Raw genomic sequence first — 26,294 nt, forward strand, 5'->3', positions numbered from 1 at the left:
AGGCTGTACAGGCACAGTGAAATGGAGTACAAATGCAACAGGCACAAGTATCACAGTAACAGCAGCAGGCACTTATACAGCAGTTTGTAGCAACACTTGTGGCGATAGTAATGTATCTAATCCGATAGTGATTACGACAGGAAGTACACCAGCAACACCAAGCATAGCGACCAACAACAATAGCTTGTGTAATGGAGCAAGTGCAACGTTGATAGCAACAGGTTGTACAGGCACAGTAACCTGGAGCAACAATGCAACAGGAGCAAGTATTACAGTAACAACTTCCGGAACCTATACAGCGACATGTAGCAATAGTTGTGGAACAAGTAGTGCATCAAATGCAGTGATTATCACAACAGGTAGTACACCAAATGCACCGATTATAGAAAGCAACAAATCAAGCTTGTGTAACAATGAAACAGCGACCTTGACAGCGACAGGCTGTACAGGTACTGTGAAATGGAGCACCAATGCAACAGGCACAAGTATTACAATGACTGCAGCAGGAACCTATACAGCAACCTGTAGCAATAGTTGTGGCACCAGCGTTGCATCGAATGTGATAACAATTACAACAGGTACAACACCAAATGCACCAACGATTGCGAGCAACAAAACTAGTCTATGTAATAATGAGACTGCAACGTTGACAGCGACAGGCTGTGCAGGCACAGTAACCTGGAGTACCAATGCAACAGGTACAAGTATCACAGTTACAGCAGCAGGTACATACTCAGCAACATGTGGCAATAGTTGTGGCACAAGCGGTGCATCGAATGTAGTGACAATCACAATCGGTACAACACCAAATGCACCAACGATTGCCAGCAACAAAACGAGTCTATGTAATAATGAGACTGCAACGTTGACAGCAACAGGCTGTACAGGCACAGTGAAATGGAGNAATAGTGATTACGACAGGAAGTACACCAGCAACACCAAGCATAGCGACGAACAACAATAGCTTGTGTAATGGAGCAAGTGCAACGTTGACAGCGACAGGCTGTATAGGTACAGTAACCTGGAGCAACAATGCAACAGGCGCAAGTATCACAGTAACTACATCAGGAACTTATACAGCAACCTGTAGCAATAGTTGTGGCACCAGCGGTGCATCGAATGCCGTAATTATCACAACAATTACAACACCAAATGCACCGATTATAGAAAGCAACAAATCAAGCTTGTGTAACAATGAAACAGCGAACTTGACAGCGACAGGTTGTACAGGTACTGTGAAATGGAGCACCAATGCAACAGGCACAAGTATCACAGTTACTACAGCAGGAACTTATACAGCAACCTGTAGCAATAGTTGTGGCACCAGCGGTGCATCGAATGTGATAACAATTACAACAGGTACAACACCAAATGCACCAACGATTGCGAGCAACAAAACTAGTCTATGTAATAATGAGACAGCGACGTTGACAGCAACAGGCTGTGCAGGCACAGTAACCTGGAGTACCAATGCAACAGGCACAAGTATTACAGTAAGTGCAGGGGGTACATACACAGCGACATGTAGCAATAGTTGTGGCACAAGCGGTGCATCGAATGTGGTGACAATCACAATCGGTACAACACCAAATGCACCGACGATTGCGACCAACAAGACAAGTCTATGTAACAATGAGACAGCAACGTTGACAGCAACAGGTTGCAGTGGTACAGTGAAATGGAGCACCAATGCAACAGGCACAAGTATTACAGTGACTGCAGCAGGAACCTATACAGCGACATGTAGCAATAGTTGTGGAACAAGTGGTGCATCGAATGTGGTGACAATCACAACAGGTACAACTCCAAATGCACCAACGATTGCAACCAACAAAACGAGTCTATGTAACAATGAGACAGCAACGTTGACAGCCACAGGTTGCAGTGGTACAGTGAAATGGAGCACCAATGCAACAGGTACAAGTATCACAGTGACTGCAGCAGGTACATACACAGCGACATGTAGCAATAGTTGTGGCACAAGCGGTGCATCGAATGTGGTGACAATCACAACCGGCACAACACCAAATGCACCAACGATTGCTACCAACAAAACGAGTCTATGTAACAATGAGACAGCAACGTTGACAGTATCTGGTTGTGCAGGTCCAATAACCTGGAGTACCAATGCAACAGGCACAAGTATTACAGTAACTGCACCAGGCACATACACAGCGACATGTAGCAATAGCTGTGGAACAAGTGGTGCATCGAATGTGGTGACAATCACAACAGGTACAACTCCAAATGCACCGGTAATTGCAAGCAATAAATCAAGCTTATGTAATAACGAAACGGCCACCTTAACAGCAACAGGCTGTACAGGCACAGTAACCTGGAGTACCAATGCAACAGGAACAAACATTACAGTTACTACAGCTGGTACATACTCAGCAACTTGTAGTAATAGTTGCGGCACAAGTGGCGTATCGAATGTGGTGACAATCACAACAGGTACAACTCCAAATGCACCGACAATTGCGACCAACAAGACCAGTCTATGTAATAATGAGACAGCGACGTTGACAGCAACGGGTTGTAGCGGAACTGTTAAATGGAATACCAATGCAACAGGCTCAAGCATCACAGTAACTACAACAGGCACTTATAGTGCAACATGTAGCAATGGTTGTGGTACCAGTGGAGCATCGAATGTGATAACGATCACAACAGGTTCAACACCTGCAGCACCAACAGTAACAGCTAATAAAACCAGCATCTGTGGTAGCGAAACAGCAACATTGACAGCAACAGGTTGTACAGGTACATTGACCTGGAGCACAGGAGCAACCACCAGCAGCATCACCGTAAGTGTAGGAGGAACATATTCGGCCAATTGTGAAAATGCTTGTGGAAGCACACCATCTAATCAGGTAGTGATTTCGACAGTAACGAATCCAACGGCACCGATTATCAGTTCAGACAAACAAAAACTATGTGGTGCTGAAACAGCGACATTAGTAGCAGCAGGTTGTGGTGGAACAGTGAAATGGAGTACAGGAGCAACCGGAAGCAGTATCACCGTAAATACTCCGGGTACTTATACAGCAACTTGTATAAATGCTTGTGGAACGAGCGGAGCTTCGAATATCATTACGATATTCTCAGGCGGTACTCCAAATGCACCAACAATTGCGACCAACAAGACAAGTCTATGTAATAATGAGACAGCGACGTTGACAGCAACGGGTTGTAGCGGAACAGTTAAATGGAATACCAATGCAACAGGTTCAAGTATCACAGTAACTACAGCAGGCACTTATAGTGCAATATGTAGCAATGATTGTGGTACCAGTGGAGCATCGAATGTGATAACGATCACAACAGGTTCAACACCAGCAGCACCAACAGTAGCAGCTAATAAAACCAGCATCTGTGGTAGTGAAACAGCAACATTGACAGCAACAGGTTGCACAGGTACATTGACCTGGAGTACAGGAGCAACAACCAGTAGTATCACAGTAGGTGTAGCAGGAACATATTCGGCCAATTGTGAAAATGCTTGTGGAAGCACACCATCTAATCAGGTAGTGATTTCGACAGTAACGAACCCAACTGCACCGATTATCAGTTCAGACAAGCAAAAACTATGTGGTACTGAAACAGCGACATTGGTAGCAGCAGGTTGTGGTGGAACTGTGAAATGGAGTACAGGCGCAACTGGAACCAGTATCACAGTGAATACACCGGGTACTTATACAGCAACTTGTGTAAATGGATGTGGAACGAGTGGAGCTTCGAATATCATCACGATATTCTCAGGCGGCACACCTAATCCACCAACCATTGCAAGCAACAAGTCAAGCTTGTGTAATAATGAGATAGCCACATTAACAGCAACAGGTTGTAGCGGAACTGTAACCTGGAGCAATGGTTCAACAGGTACAAGCATCAGCGTTACAACCGCAGGTACTTATAATGCAACTTGTGTGAATAATTGTGGAACAAGTGGCGCATCGAATGTGATAACTATTGGTACAGGTAATGCTCCGGCAGCACCAGTGATTGTATCTAATAAATCAGCATTGTGTAGCAACGAGATAGCTACTCTAACAGGCTCAGGTTGTGCAATAGGTACTATCACATGGAGTAATGGTTCAACAGGCACCTCAATTATGGTAAGTACTGGCGGAACCTATTCAGCGAAATGTGTAACAAGTTGTGGAGAAAGTGGTGCAAGTAATGTAATAACTATTAATACAGCCATCTCACCGACGGTGCCTGAAGTAGCAACCAATACAAATACTATTTGTGGAACAGAGACAGCTACTTTAACAGCAACAGGCTGCAATGGTACAATTACATGGAGTACTGGTGCAACAACCAGCAGCATCACGGTAAGCGTAGGTGGAACTTATACTGCAGTATGTGAAAATGCCTGCGGTGAAAGTGCACCAAGCCAGAATGTAGTTATCAAAAAGAATATGCTGCCATCTCCGCCAACCGTTACAGCCAACAAAACGAGCTTGTGCGGTAACGAAACAGCTATCTTAACAGCAATTGGTTGTGGTGGAACAGTGAAATGGAATACGAATGCAACGGGTAGCACACTAACTGTAGGTTCGGCAGGAACATATAGCGCCATTTGCGTAAGCAGTTGTGGTACAAGTGGTGCATCAAATGTAATTACGATTATTTCAGGTGGTAACCCATCAGCACCAACGATTGCAAGCACCAAAACAATGCTTTGCGGTAACGAAACGGCTACCTTGACAGCAACAGGTTGTAGTGGAACTGTAAAATGGAGTAATAATACAACAGGAAGCAGCATCACAGTAATCACTGCAGGTACTTATACAGCAACTTGTGCAAATACTTGTGGAACCAGCGGTGCATCAAATGCTATCACTATAACAACTGGTGGCACGCCAATTGCTCCAACGCTGGCAGCCGATAAAACAAGTATTTGTGGCAATGAAACAGCTACGCTAACGGCAACGGGTTGCAACGGTACTTTAAAATGGAGCACCAATGCAACTACCACTAGCATCACAGTAAGCACAGCTGGTACTTACACAGCAGTATGTATCAATACTTGCGGAACGAGCCCAACTTCTAATGTGATTGTAATTACAACAGGAGGCTCGCCGGGTGCACCGACTATTGCTGCAAACAAAACAAGCTTGTGTGGTAACGAAACAGCTATTCTGACAGCAACTGGTTGTGGTGGAACAGTAAAATGGAGCAATAATGCAACAGGAAGCAGCATCACCGTAAGCACAGCGGGTACTTATACAGCAACTTGTTTAACAGGTTGTGGCACAAGTGGTGCATCGAATGCAATAGTAATAACCACAGGTACACCACCAAGTGCGCCGACAATTGCAAGCAACAAAACAAGCTTGTGTGGTAATGAAACAGCAACATTGACAGCGACAGGCTGTGGTGGAACAGTAACCTGGAGCACTGGCTCAACAGGCACAAGCATCTCAGTAGGTACAGCAGGAACTTATACAGCAATATGTACAACTTCGTGCGGAACAAGTAGCGCATCGAATGCAGTCATTATCACAATCGGAGGTTTACCAAGTGCGCCGACAATTGCAAGCAACAAAACAAGCTTGTGTGGTAATGAAACAGCAGTATTGACTGCAAGTGGTTGTGGTGGAACAGTAACCTGGAGCAATGGCTCAACAGGCACAAGCATCACAGTGGGTACAGCAGGAACATATACTGCAATATGTACAACTTCTTGCGGAACCAGTGGCGCATCAAATGCAGTAATTATTACAACCGGAGGTTCACCAAGCGCACCAACAATAGTAAGCAACAAAACAAGCTTGTGTGGTAATGAAACTGCAACGCTGACAGCGACAGGCTGTGGTGGAAATGTGAAATGGAGTAATAATGCAACAGGAAGCAGCATCACAGTGGGTACAGCAGGAACATATACAGCAACTTGTGCAACAACTTGTGGAACCAGCGGTGCTTCGAATGCAGTCATTATTACAACAGGTGGTTCGCCATCTGCTCCGGTAATTGCAACTAACAAGCCAAGTCTGTGTGGTAACGAAACTACTCAGATTACAGCGACAGGTTGTGGTGGAACAGTAACCTGGAGTAATGGTTCGACAGGCACAAGCATCACAGTAGGTACAGCGGGCACATATACAGCAACTTGTGTAACAACTTGTGGCACAAGTGGCGTATCGAATGCAGTAATCATTACAACAGGTGGTAATCCTGCTCCTCCAACGGTAGCATCAGATAAATCAAGTCTATGTGGTAATGAAACAGCGATCCTGACAGCAACAGGCTGTAGCGGAACAGTAAGCTGGACAGGTGGTCATACAGGAACAACCCTTACTGTAAACACAGCAGGTACTTATACAGCAACTTGTAGCAACTCTTGCGGAGTGAGCACTGCTTCAACCCCAATAGTGATTACAACAGGCGGAACACCAGGTGCTCCAACAGTAGTAAGCAACAAGACAAGCATTTGTGGTACTGAAACTGCAACGTTAACAGCAACAGGTTGTGGCGGAACAGTGACCTGGAGCAATGGTTCAACAGGCACAAGCATCACAGTAGGTACAGCAGGAACTTATAGTGCCATCTGTACTACAGCATGCGGAACCAGCGGTGCTTCAACAGTAATCACAATTACTCAGGGAAGTACACCAACTGCGCCACTCATTGCAGCAAACAAAACAAGCATCTGTGCAAATGAGACAGCGATTCTGACAGCAAGTGGTTGTACAGGAACAATAGTTTGGACAGGTGGTAGCACAGGAACAGTATTGACTGTAAGCACAGCCGGAACATACTCAGCAACTTGTATGAATGGTTGTGGAATCAGCGGCGCTTCGAATAGCATTGTCATCACTTCTAAAACAGATTGTGGTACATGTAATGCAGTAGCTCCGGTAATATCGACTAACAAAACAAGCATCTGTAAACCAGAAACCGTGACACTCTCAGCTACAGGTTGTAGCACAGGTGTAGTTATCTGGTCAACAGGTCAGACTGGTAGCTCGATAACTGTGAAACCAACAGCGACCTCAATTTATACAGCGGTTTGTAAAGATTCTAACCTGTGTAGCAGTGCATTATCAAATGCAGTACAGGTGAAAGTTACCAGCGTAACCTTACCAAGCTTAGTTTGTCTGACAGACTTCGTTTGTAGCGGTGAATCAGTAACTATCAAAGCAAGCGGTTGTGAAGGTCTGGTAGTCTGGTCGACAGGTGCTACAGGCGAAACCCTAACATTGGTTCCGGATAGCACAGTTAAGTATACAGCTAAATGTAAAGTAGGTGAGTGTGAAAGTGGAGTGACTGAACCGGTAATGATACCATTCGGAAGTCCGAACAAACCATTTATCCACTGCAAAAAACAAATATGTCCTGGTGAAAGCACTGTAATTACAGCCACAGGATGTACAGGATTAGTCGTTTGGTCGACAGGTGCAACTGGAGCTGTATTGACTGTAACACCAACGCAGGAATTCACGAATTACTGGGCTAAGTGTCAATCATTGAGTGGCAAGTGTGAAAGTCCACGTTCGAATGAGGTAACTGTTACGGTAGGTAAAGCAGCAACTGCACCAACTGTAATTGCCGAAATCAAGAATGTATGTCCGTTTAACACGGCTGACCTGAACACAGCAATTCTGACTGACATCACTACAGTAGGAGGTCAATTCGAATTCCATACAGCTAATTCAACCTCATCACCATTGATTACGAATCCGGGAGCAGTTGGAAAAGGTACATATTATGTATTCGAACGTACAGCAGCAGGTTGCTATTCAGCAGGTTCAATAATTAAAGTAGCAATTGATTCTTGCAATGGCGGAGTAACCCCAGGTACATCAATCGTAGATCTGGCAGTGAAGAAAACAGCTTCGGCAGATAAGGTAGCAATGGATCAGGAAGTTGAGTACAAAGTATCTGTGAAAAACGTAGGTACATTGAAAGCAACAGGTATTGAAGTAAGAGACATCTTACCATATAAGCTAAGCTTTATCTCAGCCAGCTCTAATGCGACTTATACAAACGGTGTTATTAATCTGAAACTTGACAGTTTGAAAGCAGGTGATAGTGTATCATTCACTTACAAAACAAGAGTTGTTGCGGGTGGTAAGATTGTGAATAAAGCTGAGTTGTCGAAAGTAAATGAGATAGACAATACAACTGCCAATAACGTGAGCGAATACACAATCAATGATCCTGGTCAGGAAGAAACATTGTTAGGTATGAGCAAAGTATCAGGAGAGCCTCTGTTAGTAAGCGGAAAAACTTATACAATACCATTTACTATCTACGTGAAGAATATGGGTAACGCAGATGTAACAGGTGTACAAGTAGTTGACGACTTAGAGAAAGCCTTTGGTAGTGGTGCTAAGATTCTGAATGATACAGTGAAGATAGTAGCTGATTCAGGTCTGGTAGTGAATCCGAATTATACAGGTCGTGGCATGAACAAAAATATGTTGATCGACTCGATGAGCAGCGTTAAGAAAGGCAAGACATCTGCATTACGCTTCAATGTAAAAGTTGACTTTACTAATGCCACTGCAGATAAGTTCTACAACAAAGCAGAACTGACTGTAAATGGTCAGAAGAAAGAAGAGTCGACAGATGGTATAAATCCTGACCCTGATAGTGATGGTGATCCAACCAATAACCAGGATCCGACACCAATTGAAGTGGAAGTTGATATTAATCCGACTGAACCGGCCATTGGCGTATCGTTAGCAATAGTAGATTCTACGAAATTGGATGAAACCAGCTACTCAGTAACTTATGTAGCCTTAGTGAAAAACGTAGGAAGTACTAAACTAACCAACGTACAAGTATCTGACAGCTTAAGCAAGACATTTGCCGACAGCGTAAGTTATGTAATGGTAGGTAAACCGACTGTAGGTTTGAACTCAACATTGAAGCTGAATCCAAGCTTTAATGGGAAAGAAGACGCTAATCTATTAGTAGCTGATACTACCAGCCAATTGGCGGTAAGTAAAATGGATTCGATATTCTATACCGTGAAAGTGTTCCATAATGGTCATGAAGGCCCTTATAACAGCTACGCTTATGCGAAAGCTATCGGAAGCGGACAGTTGGTGTCTGACAAGTCGAATGCAGGTATGGAAGTGAAAGCTAACCAAACCTCACCGACTGTACTGAGATTACCATTGGATGCCGGTGGAGTTGTGATAATTCCTGAAGCGTTCTCGCCAAATGAAGATGGTAAAAATGACTACTTCAAGGTAACTATTCCGGATGGTGCCAAAATCGTATCTGGTAGTATCTTCAACCGTTGGGGTCACTTAGTCTTCAAAGATAAAGACAACACATTAACAGGTGAAGGTTGGGATGGAACTTCAAACCAGGGTATCAGATTTGGTAGCGAAGGTTTGCCTGACGGAACATACTTCTATGCGATTGACTACGAACTTGGCGGTAAGAAAGTACATAAAGTAGGATATATTACCCTTGCGAGATAAACATTAACCCCTAAATTCAATTATGATTTGTGCCATCTTTCAAAACGATTTAATTCTAATGAGGGGTGGCACTTTCTTTATCAGGGAAAAGAAATAAGTTCTTAAACCTGATCTATTACCCGGAGTATAACAGCGCAAGTTGCGCTAATGCTATTGAGAACCTATAACAATTCATTATGAAAAAAATCTACCTCCCTAAAAAGGTGTCATGCCTTTTTATTTTACTCTTTTTATCAGAACTTACTTTCGGGCAATTACCGTCCGGCTTTAATGACCAGCTTTTTTTAGGAGGTTGGAATCAGGTAACAGGATTTACTTTTGATGCTAATGGCCGTATGTTCGTATGGGAAAAGGGCGGAAAGGTATGGATAGTTGAGAATGGTGTAAAGAAAAACCAGCCTTTTATTGATATTTCACCGGAAGTTGGTGACTGGAGAGATTTTGGATTAGTAGGATTTGCTTTAGATCCCAATTTCATTTCAAACGGGAATGTGTATCTGTTTTATGTAGTTGACCGACATCATTTATTAAAATTTGGCACATCTCAGTATAGTGCTACTACAAACGAATATTTTAACGCTACTATCGGTCGTATCACTCGTTATACCGCAACGGCCAATTCAGGTTTCTCTCAGATTGATTACAATACAAGGAAAGTATTATTAGGCGAAACCAAATCTACAGGTATGCCTGTTCTGCATGAATCTCATGGCGTAGGGCATATTGCTTTTGGTACAGATGGTACATTATTGGCAAGTTTGGGTGATGGCGCCAGTTATGCTTCTGCCGACCAGGGTTCAGCAGGAGAAACCTATTGGCAACAAGCCATTAATGATGGGATCATTACCACTCAGGAGAACGTGGGCGCTTACAGATGCCAGATGCTTAATTCATTAAGCGGTAAAATCATACGGATTGATCCTAATACAGGAGATGGAATTCCTTCAAATCCTTATTGGAATGCAAATAGTCCTCGTTCGGCACAATCAAGAGTATGGGCAAGAGGATTAAGAAACCCTTATCGTTTTGCTATCAAGACAGGTACAGGTAGTCCTGACAGAAACGACGGAAACCCGGGTATATTCTTTATTGGGGACGTAGGTTGGAATTCAAAAGAAGAATTGAACGTATTGACAACTAAAGGACAGAACTTCGGATGGCCATCATACGAAGGTATGGATGCACAGTCTGCCTATAATAATGGTACTTACAAGCCAGCTACATTTGACAGACCTAAATTAGACTGGCGCGGTGGGAGTACAGCAAGAGGATTCATCAACGGAGTATTAGCTAATGTAGGTAGTGCCTCTATAATAGGCACGTCTTTCGGAGGTAATGCTTCTACAGGTGGTTTCTGGTACACAGGTTCAAGTTTCCCCACTGAATATAAGAATACTTATTTCCACGCCGATTATGGTGGAGGTTGGATCAGAAATATCAGTTTCGATGATAACCTCAATCCGAAACAGGTCAGGAATTTCGTGCCTGATGGCAGTGGCCCTATCGTATTTCTAGGTCAGCAACCTTTTCAGGATGCTTTATTGTATGTAAAATATCCGGGCGAGATAAGACGTATTACTTATACGCAATCAGGTAATAAATTTCCGACAGCTATTGCCTCATCAGATAAAACTTTTGGTGTTGGACCTTTAACTGTGCAGTTTACAGGAGACCAATCCAATGATCCTGAAAATGGGAATTTGAACTACCTATGGGAGTTTGGAGATGGAAGCACCAGTACTTTGGCGAATCCGCAAAAAACATTTACCACGGCGGGTAATACTGCTTATAATGTAAAACTGACAGTAACTGACAATGGTGGTGCTAAAAGTTCGGCTTATGTATTGATTTCTCCAAACAATACACCGCCTACCATTAATTCAAGTACTTTAAGTGAAATTAATACCTTTCAGGTAAGTGGTAAAACCTATCTGACACTGGATTGTTCAGCTTCTGATAATGAGACTGCTCCAGCACAGTTAAATTATAGCTGGCAGGTGGCCTTATTTCATAATGAGCATAACCACCCTGAGCCACCTATCAACCAGAAAACAACTTCAACAGTTATATCTCCGGTAGGTTGCGATGGCGCCACTTATTGGTATCGAATTACCCTGACAGTGCAGGATGCACAAGGTTTGGCCACTGTTTTAAGCAAGGATATTTATCCTAACTGTGGAGGAACGCAACAAACAATCACATTTAACGGCTTAAATAATAAACTCAATACTGATGCGCCATTTGGTATCAGTGCCACGTCTACTTCAAATTTACCCATATCTTATTATGTTTTAATTGGCCCGGCTACTTTAGTTGGAAATGTTATCACTTTAAGTGGGCTTCCAGGTATTGTAACAGTAGCTGCTACTCAACCCGGTAATAATAGCTTTGCTCCCGCGAGACCAGTATTCCAGTCTTTTACGGTGAGTAAAAAAGTAGACACTCCTACAAATCCTCCGGTACAAAATGGTAACGGAAATGGTCTGGCAGCAACTTATTATGATAATATGGATTTAACGAATCCTAAAGTTGCCCGAATAGATAATAAAATTGATTTCAACTGGGCAACAGGCTCACCTGCTACAGATGTTGCCGCAGATACTTATTCGGCAAGATGGATAGGGGAGATATTGCCGAAATATACTGAAACCTATACTTTGACTGTTTCGGCAGATGATGGAATCAGGGTATGGATCAATAATCAATTGGTATTAGATAAATGGATTGATCAGCCATTGACTACCTATAATTTTAATGTAAATTTAGTAGCAGGTCAAAAAGTGCCAATCAAAATTGAGTATTATGAAAATGGGGGAGATGCCGCTGCTAAATTAGAATGGGCAAGCCCAAGCCAGGTAAATGAAGTAATTCCACAATCCCAGTTGTTTGGCGTACTTGTGCCTATTACGCCTACTACACCCACAACACCACCAGATGGTAATGGCAATGGGTTGGCGGCCACTTATTATGATAATGCCAACCTCACTACCCCTAAACTAACCAGAATAGACAATAAAATTGATTTTAACTGGGGAACCGGCTCGCCTGATGTATTGATAGGAAACGAAACCTATTCAGTGCGCTGGCAAGGACAAATTTTGCCAAAATATTCAGAAAAATATACCTTTAGTATCACCTCAGATGATGGAGTAAAAGTATGGATTAATAACCAGTTGAAGGTTGATAAGTGGGTCTCTCAGCCTTCTGTGACCAATACTTTTACGATGGATTTAGTGGCAGGGCAAAAAGCATATATTGTAATTGAGTATTATGAGAATACCGGTAATGCCATGATAAAACTAGAATGGGCAAGTGCCAGTCAGACAAAAGAAGTAGTTCCGCAGAGCCAGTTATTCGGCGTAGCACCGCAACCTATTGCGGGTACAGGCCTGACTGCACGTTATTATAATAATAAAGATCTCACCAGCCTGGTGTTTACGCGTATAGATAAGACTATCAATTTTAACTGGGGTAATGGTTCTCCTGCCTCAAGTATTTCAAGCGACACTTATTCTGTTCGTTGGGAAGGTTTCTTATTACCGCGCACAACGCAAGTATATAATATTATTATGACAGCAGATGATGGAGTAAGAGTATGGGTTGACAACCGATTGATTATTAATAAATGGGTTAACCAGTCACCAACTACTTTTTCTTATGCTATCTTGTTATCAGGTGGAGTGAAAGTACCAATTAAAATAGAATATTATGAGAATACCGGCGGAGCTCAAGCCAAATTAGAGTGGTCTGGGCCAAACCAAGCAAGAGAAGTAATTCCACAAAGTCAGTTATTCCCTGTCACAAGTACCACAGGCATTATTAATGATTCACAAGTGCCTGAAATAATAGGTGATTTAATAGTAGGAGAGTCGGAAGGAACGGATGTTTTACTTTTCCCAAACCCTGCCGATGAGGCTGTTACTCTCCAGTTAAACAAGCTTGCCAATAGTGCTGTAAGGTTACAGATGTTCAATGAGAAAGGGGGAGTAGTGCATCAGGAATCATTCAGTAATAAGGCAGAATACCAATTATCGCTCAAAACGTATAGTAGTGGTGTTTATGTTATTGTGTTAGAGGATGAAACCAAAGAGGTAGGTAAATCGGTCAAAAAACTGATAATAGTTCACTAACATAGAAAAAATGTGCCTGAATTACAGAAATGTTTCTAAATTTAGGTACCAAATTGATTGGTATGTGGATAAAATGCCTTGCTTAAAGGCATGATTTTTGCAGTTGATTACGTTTAAATAGAAAGCAGTACTACCGGGCAATGCTATTGAGAAGATTGATAATTCTTATCTTTTTTGCTACTTCTGCTTTTGTCGTTCATGCTCAAAGTACCTCTAAAGCGCTCCAGAAAGCTGATGCGCAATATGATGCTTTGGCTTACGCAAAAGCAATCGAGTTGTATGAAACTGCTTTGAAAAAACCGAAGGGTTTAACCGATGAAGAAACCCAGAAAGCAAAAATCCAACTAGCCTTGGCTTACCGTCAGGTAAAAGACTTTGCCAATGCCGAAAGAGTTTTCAGAGATGTGCTAGGTGCTAATCCGGTTTTAAAAGGTGAAGATGTAAAAGCCTATCGCCATTTCGCTCAAGTACTAACCAGTAATGGCAAATATGACGAAGCCAATCAATACTGGCAAAAATTCAATGAACTACAAGAGCAGGATAAACGAGGTGAAGAGTTTATTAAACTCAATAGCAATCGAGGTGCGTTAGAGCGCAACGCTGGTAGTTATCGCGTAGAATACGTCGGCATTAATTCAAGTAGTGCCGATTTTAGCCCGATTTATTATAAAAAAGGTCTGGTATTCGTCTCAGGCCGTACGGGCAACGCTACCATCAAAAGAGTTTTCAATTGGGATGCCTCTTCTTTTCTTGATTTATTTTATTTAGAAGACCTGAAGGTGCTAAACACAGAAACTGGTGCATCTGCTATTGGTACGAGTTCTTCTTCCACTACAAAAGCGCCAGGCCCTTCCAATAGATTAGGGAATGATTACTATACACAGCCTACCTCAAACGATAGCAAAACCGTAGGCCGGAAAGGAAGCGACTATGTGGCAGGTAGCAAAGACCTGGATTACGAAGAAGAACCAAGTATCCCTACTCAGAAATTCAGCAAAACGCTCAATTCAAAATACCATGAGGGGCCGTGTACGTTTTTCCACGATGGTTCAAAAATTGTCTTTACCCGTAATGCGCAAAGTGTGAATGGAGGAATTTTTGGTCAGAAAAAAAATTCGGGTATCACTCGTTTAAAACTCTACATGGCTTTTTATGAAGACAATGAGTGGAAAAAAGTAAGAGAATTGCCTTTTAACAGTAACGATTTTTCTTGTGGTCATCCAACTATTACCATCGATGATAAAATACTGTATTTTGTTTCGGATATGCCCGGTGGTTATGGCGGCACAGACATCTGGATGACCAGATATACTAATGGTGATTGGACAAAACCTGAAAACTTAGGTGCAAGTGTCAATACACGAGGCAATGAAATGTTTCCTTTTGTTGATGAAAGGGGCAACCTGTATTTCTCGTCTGACGGTCATCCGGGTCTAGGCGATTTAGATATTTTTTTTATGTCGATGAATACGGCTACAGGTATGCCTTCAGGTAAACCGAGAAACCTGGGCGCTCCCTTGAACTCAAATAAAGATGATTTTGGGATTATAACAGATAGCGAACGCCAGTCTGGATTTATGAGCAGCAACCGTAAGAGAGGTGGGAATGATGATGATATTTATAAATTTACGCGTTTAGGAGCAGTTTATGGTTGTAGAGAAGTGGTGGTTAATATCTTTGATTCTGAAAGCAAAAAACCTTTTGATCGCATAAGATTTGAGTATGAAACCAAGGGGAAATCTGATACTAAAGAAAGTGCCATTACCAATAATCTTGGAACTATCAAACTTTGTCTCGAAGCAGACAATGACTTTAATTTCATTGTCAAACAAAATGGCTATCAGCAGACAGTAGTCAATTTTTCTAATAAAGATGCTTCCGATTATGAATCATCAAAACTGGATATTTATCTGAAACGTGAAGCAGTTATGGCTGATAATACCAAAAAGAAGCCGAATGAAACAAAAACTGCGCCTAACGAGATTTTGCTTTCAAAAGGAAATAAAAATAATACATCAACGATTTTTAGAGGAGTTGTAACTGCCGGACGGGATAGCACACCTATCGCCGGTGTATTGATTCGTTTTATTAATCAGTGTACCAATCAGGTACAGGAAATGGTAACAGGGGCCGACGGCTCTTATGAATTTAAAAGAGATTTGAATTGTGACTATCTGCTAGAGGCTGTCAAAGAGAATTTTGGAAGAAGCTTTGAGTTAGTAGAGAAAATAGCTGAGAAAAGAAGCATTACCAATATCTTTAAAAAGAAAACTGTCAAAGCCAATGTAGGTTCTTTATTTGATACCAAACTCTATAAGGTTGGAGATATAGTGCAATTAGATAATATATACTACGATTCTGAAAGTTATAAAATAAGGGGAGAGTCGGTAAGGGAATTAGAGAAACTGGTGCAAACCATGCAGAAAAACCCTAATATGATTATTGAAATACGCTCACATACCGATACAAGAGGCAATGCACAGGATAATCTGGCTCTCTCGCAACTAAGAGCAAATGAGGTGGTAAACTTCTTAGCTAAAAAAGGCATAGCCAAAGCCAGAATGAAAGGGGTAGGAATGGGCGAAAAAGAACCCGTGAATGGCTGCGGCGACGGAGTTCAATGTACCGAAGCAGAACATCAAAGAAATCGCCGCACCGAATTCAAAATCCTCTCTATTGAACGCAAATAACACAACTGAAATCTTTAAAGGTAGTGTATGGTATTAAAATATGTACATATATTCCCTTACAGCACATCGGGAATTCTTACCTTTGCTATATAAAATAGTACACGATGTGCTTTGAGAATGAATAAAGATGAGGAATTTTAAGAAAGATAATTATATACAGAAGAATACCAATAAGCCAGTAGAAACAAAGTTTACGGTAAAAGAAGAAACAGAGTTATTGGTATTTCTACTTAGAAATATCAATAAGAGCCGGAATGATGTAAAAGTATTGCTTCGGGATAAACACATTTTTGTTGAGGGAAGGGCGGTTACTCAATTTAACCATATTTTAAAAGCCGGGCAATCGGTAGAAATAAAGTGGAAGAAAGCACCGGAAGAGCAAAAGCAAAAAGGATTATCAATTGTGTTTGAAGACCAATATCTGATTGTTATTGAGAAGCAGGAGGGGGTACTATCGATTGCTACAGAAAAACAAAAAGACAACAATGCCTACAGTACCTTGAGTGCTTATGTAAAAAGACAGAATCCGGCTAATCGTATATTTATCGTCCATCGACTAGACCGCGAAACTTCGGGTTTAATGATATTTGCCAAAAGTGAAAAAGTACAGAAACTCTTACAGGAATCATGGAATGAAACGATTGAAGAACGTACTTATCTGGCCGTAACCGAAGGCTCTGTAGAGAACGATGAAGGAACTGTAGTTTCTTATCTGGTTGAGAGTAAAGCTTTGGTAGTTTATTCAAGCCCAAACCCAGCTCTAGGGCAAAAAGCCATCACACACTATGAGGTCTTAAGACGAAGCAGCAAATATTCTTTAGTTAAATTCAATTTAGAAACAGGGCGTAAAAATCAGATACGTGTACATGCGAAAGATATGAAACACCCGATTGTAGGCGATGCCAAATATGGCGCTATAAGCAATCCAATTAATCGTTTGGGATTACATGCCTGGGTACTTTCATTTAAGCATCCAATTACGAAAGAGGATTTGCGCTATGAAACAGAAGTACCGTCAAAGTTTATGAAATTATTCGATTAAATGTTTTAGAAAAAATCAAGCAATTTCCTCTAAAAGGCTACTAAAATGAACAACCTTACCTCTGAAAAGCATATTATGTCTGTCTAAAATCTTTTCTTTATGGTTGAGGTCGAAATTCAGGAAGTCTTCCATACTTTTAAAATGAAACTGGATAGAGTAAGTGTTTCCAGCGTTCTCAACTTCAGTTAGCAGCTTTAGAATAGACGAATTATATGGTAATTTAGTTTGCATGACAGGCGGTAAAAAGTTCGCCTTCATCCATTTAAGCCATTGTTGATGAATAGGTGTTTCAACATTGAAAGTGATATTAAAAAGAAACATAAACGCTGATTTTTAAATAAAAGATTTGCAAATCTCGGAAAGAAATTTGGTCTTATTCTTACCGAGTTTAATTTTTCTTTGCGTTCTTTGTACTGAGAACCACCTTGATTGATTTTATTTCCATCATATTCTTTTAAAAAATGTTTAAAAAGTTTATCCCTACTATTCTAGCAATCGTCGGCTTTGTTGTGATTAGTTTTTTATATGCTTCTCCGCTTTTGCAAGGGAAACGTCTCGGTCTACACGATATTCAGATGGCTTCTGCTGCTGCAAAAGAACTCAACGATTTTCATAAACAAACAGGTGATTGGGGTTGGTGGACAAACTCAATGTTTGGTGGTATGCCCAGCTATATGATTGTAGGAGGCTACCCGAATAGCTGGTCAAGTTGGTTAGGAGCAACTTTATTAGATATTTTTCCCGTTCCGGCCAATGTATTGATAGCCCTGATGATAGGCTTTTACGTATTATTGCGTGTACTAAACGTAAACAGATGGCTTAGTTTCTTTGGCTCGGTTGCTTATGCCTTTGGTACAAGTGCCTTTCTATTTCTGGAAGCAGGTCATATCTCAAAAATCATTGCATTAGCCTTTGCACCGGGAGTGCTGGCAGGCTTTATAGCTGTTTTCAGAGGAAGATATTGGCTGGGTATTGCCATTACAACACTCTTTATGGGCTTAGAGATTTACGCCAATCACCCGCAGATAACTTACTATTTATTCTTCCTTTTAGGGTTTTATACTATTTTTGAAAGCTACCTGCATGTTAAAAAAAGTAATTTCTCAGGTCTGTTAAAGGCTTATGCCATTATTTTAGTGTGTCTGGCAATAGGTGTGGGTACGCGTGGCATGTATTTGTGGAATACCTTAGTGTATACTAAAGAAACTACCCGTGGAAAATCTGAATTGACCTTAGGAAATATCAACCGTTCGTCAGACGGTTTAGACAGAGATTACGCGTTTGGGCAGAATTATGCTTTCAGCAAGCTGGAAACACTTACCTTTTTAGCACCGAATTTTGTAGGTGGGTCTTCCAGTGGTAATGCCGGGACTAGTTCTGAAACCTATAAAATGATGATTGGAAAGGGTATTGATGCCGGTACTGCGCTTAATTTTAGTTCTAACTTGCCACTATATTTTGGCCCACAGGGTTACACATCCGGAGCGTTTTATTCCGGTATATTAGTTTTGTTTTTTTTCCTGCTATCACTATTTATCGTTAAGGATGGGCTGAAATACGTGCTATTAGCTACTTCAATTATTTATTTGTTTATAGCCTGGGGTAGTTATTTTAGTGGTTTCAACTATTTTATGTTTGATTACTTTCCCTATTTCAATAAATTCAGGGATAGTAAGATGATACTGACATTGTTACACCTATGTCTGGTATTAGGTGGTATGTTAGGCATTAAGCAAATTGTAGATAATAACCTTAGTTTCAAAGATCTGAAAAAGCCTTTGATATATTCTTTGGGTGGCTTATTAGGAGTTATAATCATCGGCTATTTCCTTCTTGATTTCCGCTCGCCAAACGATGAAGGTTTTGTGAAAAATATTGCTCAGGCCAATGGTCAGGATTTTGCCAACTCATTATTAGCCTCTATTATTGCCGACCGTCAATCAGCTGTCATAAGTGATATTCTGCGTTCATTATTCTTATTGGCTGCTGCTGCAGGTTTAATATGGGCATTTACCACGCAAAAGATTAAAGCCAATGTATTTATTATTGTGTTGGGTACATTAACCATTTTAGATTTAATTCTGGTGGATAAGCGCTATGTGAATAATTCTGATTTCCAGCCAAAATCGGCAATTGTAAGTCAATCTTATACGCCGTCACCGGCCGATGAGCAAATTTTACAGGATAAAGACCCTGATTTCAGAGTTATCGATTTGGCAACAAACCAGAGCTTCTGGTCAGATGCTAAAATCTCTTATTTCCATAAATCTGTGGGAGGATATCATGGTGCGAAATTGAAGCGTATGCAGGAATTGTACGAAAACGCTATGATAAAAGATGGTAAGTTGAACATGCCGATTCTCAACATGCTTAATACCAAGTATTTCATTACACCCGGCCAGAATGGTGAACCTGTGGCTCAGCAAAACCCTGAGGCTTTAGGAAACGCCTGGTTTGTCAATGAAATAAAAGTGGTAAAAAATGCCGATGAAGAACTTAAATCGGTCAATAACTTTAATCCCCGTACTGTAGCTTTTGTTGACCAGAGATATAACAGCTATCTAAACGGAAAATCTTTGAATCAGGATACAACGGCTAGCATTAAACTGACTGAATATAAACCGAATGCATTGACTTACGAGTCAAACTCAGCATCGAATCAGGTAGCAGTTTTCTCAGAAGTATATTATAGAGGTAACGAGGATTGGAAATCTTATGTAGATGGTCAGGAAACACCACACTTCAGAGCCAATTATGTATTACGTGCTATGGTAGTTCCGGCAGGAAAACATAAGATAGAGTTCAAATTCGAACCGAAATCAGTTACAGTCGGAACAAAGATTGACCTATTCTCTTCCATTGCATTTGTATTATTGATTATAGGTGGCTTGGTAATGGAATTCAGAAGCAAAAAAGAAGATGAAAAACCAAAGGCTTAGTGTAACTAAGTTAAGGAAGAAGATAAAGAGTTGTTTGATTTAATTAATAAGATATGCCAGTTGTTTCAGTGTTAATGCCTGTCTATAATGCAGAAAGGTATGTTAAGGAAGCGATTAATAGCATTTTAAATCAGACATTTAAAGATTTTGAATTAGTTGTTCTGAACGATGCCTCAAGCGATTCGAGTAAAGAGATTATTCTTTCCTTTCAGGATGCCCGGATTAGATATATAGAAAATGAACACAATAGAGGACTATCTTTTTCAAGAAACCGTTTGTTAAGTGAGGTTACAGGTGAGTATATTGCCTGGCTTGATGCTGATGATATTGCCCACCCTACAAGGCTTGAAGAAGAGTATAGATTTTTAGAAGAACATAGCAATCATGCCATGGTAGCAAGCTGGGCAAGATTGATTGATTCAGAAGGGAAGCCAACGGGTAATTATATTAAATCGTACATCCCGGATGAATACTTGTCGGCTTTGTTGTTATTTGTGAATTACTTTGTTCAATCAAGTGTAATGTTGAGGAAGAGTCAACTTCCTGAGGTGCATTATCGACCGGAGTTCCCTCCTACAGAAGATTATGAACTTTGGGTGAGGGTTGCGGCTCAGCATGAAGTAGCTATTCTACCAAAAACACTGGTCGACTATCGTATTCATACGACCAATATAAGCTCGCTTCAACAACAGAAGTCAGAAAAAGCGGTCAAACTGAACCATAAAATGCAATTAGAAAATTTAGGAATATTGCCAAGTGACGAAGAAGTAAATTTACACTACAATATTGCCTTCAAAAAGGCAGAAAATTTAGCGTTTCTGCAACTAACAGCTGATTGGCTGCATCGCATTAATCAACAGAATGAAATTAGTAAAAGATTTGAGCCTAAGGCCTTACATTATATACTGGCCCATCGCTGGATAAAAGTATGTACAAGTAATAAAGCATTAGGTGTAAAAGCTTTAAAACTATATTTTAAAAGTAAGTTTGCCGAAATACGCTTACGAAATACTTTTTTAATTATGCAATATATTTTAAAATCAAAATAATAATTTCTGAATTGAAATGAGAAAACAGGTTGTACTAACCCTATTATTATCCCTTATTTTATTTTCTTTGTTGAGTTGCCAGATGGAAACACAACCTATAGAAGAAGGGTTTACCAGTTTCTTGGCAGATAGCACTATGAAGATAAAGGTAACAGCCACTAATAATCCCGTTTATTATGAGTTTGGATTAAGATTTCAGGTTCTAAAAGAAGGGAAAGTTGTAAAATTCGGTACTAGACTACCTAATTCAGGCACTTATAGAGTGAGTATCTGGGATTTTACAGAAAAAACAGTTTTACTTAGCCAAAATGTTATTCAGACTCAGGCTAATACACAAGCGTGGGCAGACATTTCAGGTTTAGCGATAAAGCCCGAAAAAGAATATTTTATTTCTGTAGTAGCCAATAATTGGAATGATGCCCTTCCTAAAGCGGGAGGAAATATTCTCTATCCGATTATCAAGGGAAGTGTGAAAGTTTTAGGATTTGGATACGCAAGCCAACCATCAGCAACGGCAACACCTAGGCTTCCGAATGAGACGAACAATACTAAGTCTATATCCGGTTTTGTAGACTTTGGCTTCATACCCAATAATTAATATTATTTATGTATAGTACCGTTTTTAAGTTGTTGCCATTTCTTGATGCTATCCGACTCAATGTTTTACTGTTTGTAAGGAGATATATTTTTAAGTCTGGAAAAATAAACTTTTCTCAAACAGGAGAAGAGATAATTATTCAATGGATATTAAAAGATGTTAAGAAAGGGTTTTATTTAGATGTTGGCTGTCATCATCCTTATAAAATATCAAATACTTTCCAACTATACCTTAATGGTTGGCACGGAATAGCTATTGATGCAAATCCGTCCTTAATTGCTAAATGGAGTAGAAAAAGAAAGAATGATATCCCCCTAGTGGCAGCTATCTCTGACGAGGAAAAAGAAGTTACTTTTTATGAATTTAAAGAGAGCGAGGTGAATACAATGGATGAAAGCATGGTGAAAGAGTGGAAAAAAAAGTTTAACTATAGAAGTGAAAGAAAGTTGACCACACAAACCTTAACTTCAGTTTTAGATAAGCATTTGCTAAAAAATCAGTCAATAGATTTATTAACAGTAGATGTGGAAGGAAACGATTTCAATGTAATTAAATCTATTGATTTGTCTAAATATCGACCAAAGTTAATAGTGGTCGAAATTCATGGATTTGATTTATCGAATATTCAAGGAAATGAAATCTACCAGTATCTGACCGCTCAGAAATATACTTTGGTAAGCTTTGCAACTATGAATGGGTATTTTCTTGATGCAAAAATTTAATGGTGTAACATTTTAAACAAAGTGACTATATGAAAACCAACCTTTATGTATTAATCTTTATTGCTGTCGGACTATTTACACAAAATGCTATCGCACAGACTAAACAAGACGAATTCTCCCCTGCTGTTAAGGATTCATTGGGACTAAAAAATGTAGTTTTCGATATTTCTGAAAGTGCTTATACTATCTTACCTTTAAGTTCAGGAAAACCACATTTTGTAGGCGGCAAGCTAAGTCTGGGAACTTCCTCTGTTTCAAAGAAAATCTATGTTTTAGATGATACACGAAACATCGATGAAGCAGGTAATGGAAACGTATTTTCAATTTTCCAGAATATAAATCCTCAGGGATATGTTACGCAAGAGTACATTTCTGGAACAAGCGGTGGAAAATTAGAAATTGGTTTTGCAAGTTCTAATTATGGCACAGGAGATTTGAATACAGTGTATGCCAACAGAGGGACAATTATTTCAAGAAATACTTCGGGTCTGATTCTTCGCTCAACCCCTGGAGCAGGAACTTATGACGGTATCACTTTTCAATCCGGTGTGGCAGGATTTGACGGCATAACTCCTGAAAGAATGAGAATTACCGGAGAGGGGAATATAGGTATAGGAATGAAAAATCCGGTTGCAAAATTAGAATTGAGCAACGGAAATGTGCAGTTGGATAGTGGAGATATTTTTATAAGAGATTTTAACAGAGGTATAGTACTGAAATCTCCAAGCAGCCTTTGTTGGAGAATTACGGTTGATGATAATGGCAATTTTGTAAAAACAAATATCAATTGTCCTAACTAACAGAATAGAAATTACCCATTAAAAAAGCCAGACTGAAAGTCCGGCTTTTTTAGGATATGTAGGTTATTAAAGGGTAAGACCTTATATACCTTTTACAAAAATATCTGATGTTGGAGTTACACTTCCACCTTTCTTTTCAAGCGTAACGGCAAAGACACTTGGTAGAGGTACTTTTTTCAATTGCTGTGTATTATTAATAATATCAAATACACCAGCATCCAAAGGCTTATCATCTACAATAGCCCATAATTGGTACTGCATTCCGGCTGGTGGGGCTGGTAAGTTAGGGCGTACCAGATAAACTGTATTGGTTTTCGTATCCAAAGCAAGCATAACCGTTGAGTTAGGCGATACTTTTTGTCCCATCAACTTAAATGTTTTCACCGCCGGGCTCATCAGAAAGTTTACTTCACTCGGCTTCATCATCCCCTCGTTATTCTTTACCTCTTTTTGCAGTTGAATATTCTCTTGAATCGCCGCACTTAAGTTTTCTTTACTCGCGTTCCAGCGTGTCAGTACATAAATATTTGCTAAAACGCTACCTAATAAGGCCACTGACGCCGCAATTCGGATGTAACTACTGAAAAATCCGTTTGATTTTTCAAGCGTTGTCTCTAACTCTTTTCCACTATTGAAATCTATAACTTTTGATCCTTTTACCGCAGTTTCTGAAGTATCAGTATCAGCAACAAGTGTATTCCAGATTTGACTTTTTAAATGAGTAGGGGGTGTTTCGGCATGATCAAAGGCATAGCTTTCCAGGGCATCTTCAATTGCTCGAAGCTCTGCCTTCACTTCTGGATATTTTATAGCCATTTGCTCTACTTCAACCGCCTCTTCAGGACTAGCTGAGCCAAGCACGTAGCTTTCTAAAATACCGGACGCTATGTATGAATTAATATCCATTTTATTTACAGCTTGATTAAATTGATAGTGTTCGGGTCAATTTATCAAGCATATGTTATTCAGTTTTCTGGTGTTATCTAAAAAATGTTATCAATAAAAGTACTATAGTCTGAAGTAAAGTGCGCAGTGTGTTAACTGCCGCTTTAATTCTTGTTTTGACTGTACCAAGAGGTATGCCGTATTCTTGTGCAACCTCCGCTTGGGTATAGCCTTGGTAATAAACTAAATCTATTAACTGTTTATATTCAGGTTTTAGTTTATCTACTACTTTTTGTAGCCCTATACCATCCACTTCCTGTTCAGTTTGATATTCATTATCAATCTGATACACAACCTTATCTTCCATAGACACATTCTGTGAAGTATCTCTGAAATCTACCGACCGGACTTTGTCTATTGCCAGATTCCGGGCAATATTCATCATCCAGGTAAAGATGCTTCCCTTAGAGGAATCATAATTACCAATATTCTTCCAGATTTTCAAAAATGTATCTTGGAGTAAATCACTAGCATCGTCGTTCGACTGCACAATTTTATTCAGTACGCCATACAGTGCGCTTGAATAGTTATTGTACAGAATGGTAAAGCCTCGCTCATCTTTGTCTCTCAACAAAGCCACTAACTCTTCTTCTGATATGCTAATGCGACGTGCCAAACGATCTGGGTTTTCGGGGCTAAATTAGTAAGATTATCCAAAGATGTTATTTATCTTACATCTTTCCAAAAAAAACTTTAAAAAAACAATGCATTTTAATCAGATTTTCTGGCATTCTATTTAAGCCCAAACTTTTTATCTTTTGCACTTCTGATTGTATTTACGGAATATCCCGATCTTTGGATTTACTTTATAAAATAATAGCCTTACCTTTGCCATTCTTTAGAAAAATTAACCGATTAGAAACTAAAACAATAGATAAGTAGTGGCTACAACACCCAAACAACAAGGCTTTTTCTTCCCTGCTGAATGGCATCCACATCGTGCAACATGGTTAAGTTTTCCGCAGAGTTCTGATTCGTGGGATTATGGGGATCGTTTAGAACGTATCTATCCATCTTATATGGCCTTCATTAAAGCCATTGCCGAAAGTGAAAAAGTTTGTATTAATGCAACTGATGAACAACAAAAAGCATTGATAATCAGGCTTCTTGAACAATATAATATAGACCAGAGTCAGATAGAAATACCTGTTCATGCTACTAACGATTCTTGGTGCAGAGATCATGGTCCGGCGTTTCTGATAAACCCTGAAACTAAGAAACGAATGGTTGTGGAATGGGGGTATAATGCATGGGGCGGGAAGTATCCACCCTTTGGTGATGACGATCAGATACCTGTAAAAATAGCTAATTATTTAGGCTTACCTTATGTAGTGCCAGGTATTATTATGGAGGGAGGTTCGGTAGAATTTAATGGCAAAGGTACTGTAATGACCAGTAAGTCATGTTTATTGAATCCGAATAGAAACCCACATCTGAATCAATCGCAAATTGAACAATTCCTATATGATTATTATGGCGTTGACCAGGTACTTTGGGTAACGGACGGTATTGTGGGTGACGATACAGATGGACATATTGATGATACTACGCGTTTCGTGAATGAAGATACGGTCCTGACTGTAGTAGAACATGATAAAACCGATGATAACTACCATCCACTGAAGCAAAATCTGGAAGACATGGCTAAGATGCGTTTGTTGAATGGAAAGCAATTAAATATTAAAGAATTACCTATGCCTAAGGCTGTATACGATAGTGATATTCGCCTCCCTGCTTCTTATGCTAATTTTCTGATTACTAATGGAGCTGTAATAGTACCAACTTACCGTTGCGATAAAGACGATACGGCTTTGGAGATTATTCAGGGATGTTTTCCGGATAGGAAAATTATTGGTATTGATGCGACCGAAATTATCTGGGGACTTGGAAGTTTTCACTGTTTATCGCAACAAGAGCCCATTATTTGAGGTTA

At 40.1% G+C, this 26,294-nt stretch carries 13 protein-coding genes; 10 read left to right on the forward strand and 3 right to left on the reverse strand.

Features of this window, described 5'->3' with window-relative positions; all coding sequences use genetic code 11:
* The first annotated feature begins 908 nt into the window (after nucleotides 1-908).
* From D0T08_RS26595 to D0T08_RS26610, 4 genes are all read left to right on the forward strand, one after another.
* Nucleotides 909-9,446 (forward strand): gliding motility-associated C-terminal domain-containing protein, encoded by an 8,538-nt coding sequence (locus D0T08_RS26595; protein ID WP_147322850.1) that lies wholly within the window; start codon nucleotides 909-911, stop codon nucleotides 9,444-9,446.
* A 176-nt stretch (nucleotides 9,447-9,622) separates the two neighbouring features.
* The gene (locus tag D0T08_RS26600) at nucleotides 9,623-13,576 is read left to right on the forward strand and encodes a PA14 domain-containing protein (protein ID WP_116985800.1); all 3,954 of its coding nucleotides are present in this window, start codon (nucleotides 9,623-9,625) and stop codon (nucleotides 13,574-13,576) included.
* A 140-nt stretch (nucleotides 13,577-13,716) separates the two neighbouring features.
* The gene (locus D0T08_RS26605) at nucleotides 13,717-16,266 is read left to right on the forward strand and encodes an OmpA family protein (protein WP_116985801.1); all 2,550 of its coding nucleotides are present in this window, start codon (nucleotides 13,717-13,719) and stop codon (nucleotides 16,264-16,266) included.
* A 127-nt stretch (nucleotides 16,267-16,393) separates the two neighbouring features.
* Nucleotides 16,394-17,308: an RluA family pseudouridine synthase gene (locus D0T08_RS26610; protein ID WP_116985802.1), complete on the forward strand. Its 915-nt coding sequence runs from the start codon at nucleotides 16,394-16,396 to the stop codon at nucleotides 17,306-17,308.
* 15 nt (nucleotides 17,309-17,323) lie between these two features.
* Here D0T08_RS26610 and D0T08_RS26615 read toward each other — a convergent pair whose 3' ends face one another.
* A complete protein-coding gene (locus D0T08_RS26615) occupies nucleotides 17,324-17,629 on the reverse strand; it encodes a DUF4286 family protein (RefSeq protein WP_116985803.1) in 306 nt (101 codons plus the stop codon).
* A gap of 140 nt (nucleotides 17,630-17,769) precedes the next feature.
* On the opposite strand from D0T08_RS26615, the gene D0T08_RS26620 reads away from it, so the two are divergent.
* From D0T08_RS26620 to D0T08_RS26640, 5 genes are all read left to right on the forward strand, one after another.
* Complete coding sequence (locus D0T08_RS26620) at nucleotides 17,770-20,247, forward strand: YfhO family protein (protein ID WP_116985804.1); 2,478 nt, start codon at nucleotides 17,770-17,772, stop codon at nucleotides 20,245-20,247.
* A gap of 53 nt (nucleotides 20,248-20,300) precedes the next feature.
* On the forward strand, nucleotides 20,301-21,296 hold the full coding sequence (locus tag D0T08_RS26625) for a glycosyltransferase (protein ID WP_116985805.1): 996 nt from the start codon (nucleotides 20,301-20,303) through the stop codon (nucleotides 21,294-21,296).
* An 82-nt stretch (nucleotides 21,297-21,378) separates the two neighbouring features.
* Entirely contained in the window at nucleotides 21,379-21,894 is a 516-nt protein-coding gene (locus D0T08_RS26630; RefSeq protein WP_158561356.1) for a DUF4082 domain-containing protein, read from the forward strand.
* A gap of 8 nt (nucleotides 21,895-21,902) precedes the next feature.
* Nucleotides 21,903-22,616, forward strand: a complete 714-nt coding sequence (locus D0T08_RS26635) for an FkbM family methyltransferase (protein ID WP_116985807.1) — start codon at nucleotides 21,903-21,905, stop codon at nucleotides 22,614-22,616.
* A gap of 29 nt (nucleotides 22,617-22,645) precedes the next feature.
* Nucleotides 22,646-23,416, forward strand: a complete 771-nt coding sequence (locus D0T08_RS26640) for a hypothetical protein (RefSeq protein ID WP_116985808.1) — start codon at nucleotides 22,646-22,648, stop codon at nucleotides 23,414-23,416.
* A gap of 81 nt (nucleotides 23,417-23,497) precedes the next feature.
* On the opposite strand, the gene D0T08_RS26645 is transcribed toward D0T08_RS26640, so the two are convergent.
* Together D0T08_RS26645 and D0T08_RS26650 are read right to left on the reverse strand one after the other, a co-directional pair.
* Nucleotides 23,498-24,322 (reverse strand): anti-sigma factor domain-containing protein, encoded by an 825-nt coding sequence (locus D0T08_RS26645; protein WP_116985809.1) that lies wholly within the window; start codon nucleotides 24,320-24,322, stop codon nucleotides 23,498-23,500.
* A gap of 73 nt (nucleotides 24,323-24,395) precedes the next feature.
* Nucleotides 24,396-24,977 (reverse strand): RNA polymerase sigma factor, encoded by a 582-nt coding sequence (locus tag D0T08_RS26650; RefSeq protein WP_116985810.1) that lies wholly within the window; start codon nucleotides 24,975-24,977, stop codon nucleotides 24,396-24,398.
* Between the two features lie 265 nt (nucleotides 24,978-25,242).
* Here D0T08_RS26650 and D0T08_RS26655 point away from each other — a divergent pair, with 265 nt between their 5' ends.
* Nucleotides 25,243-26,289: an agmatine/peptidylarginine deiminase gene (locus D0T08_RS26655; protein ID WP_116985811.1), complete on the forward strand. Its 1,047-nt coding sequence runs from the start codon at nucleotides 25,243-25,245 to the stop codon at nucleotides 26,287-26,289.
* Nucleotides 26,290-26,294: the final 5 nt, after the last annotated feature.

The organism is Emticicia sp. C21 (assembly GCF_003418935.1).
In the GTDB taxonomy this organism is placed as follows: Bacteria; Bacteroidota; Bacteroidia; order Cytophagales; family Spirosomataceae; genus Emticicia.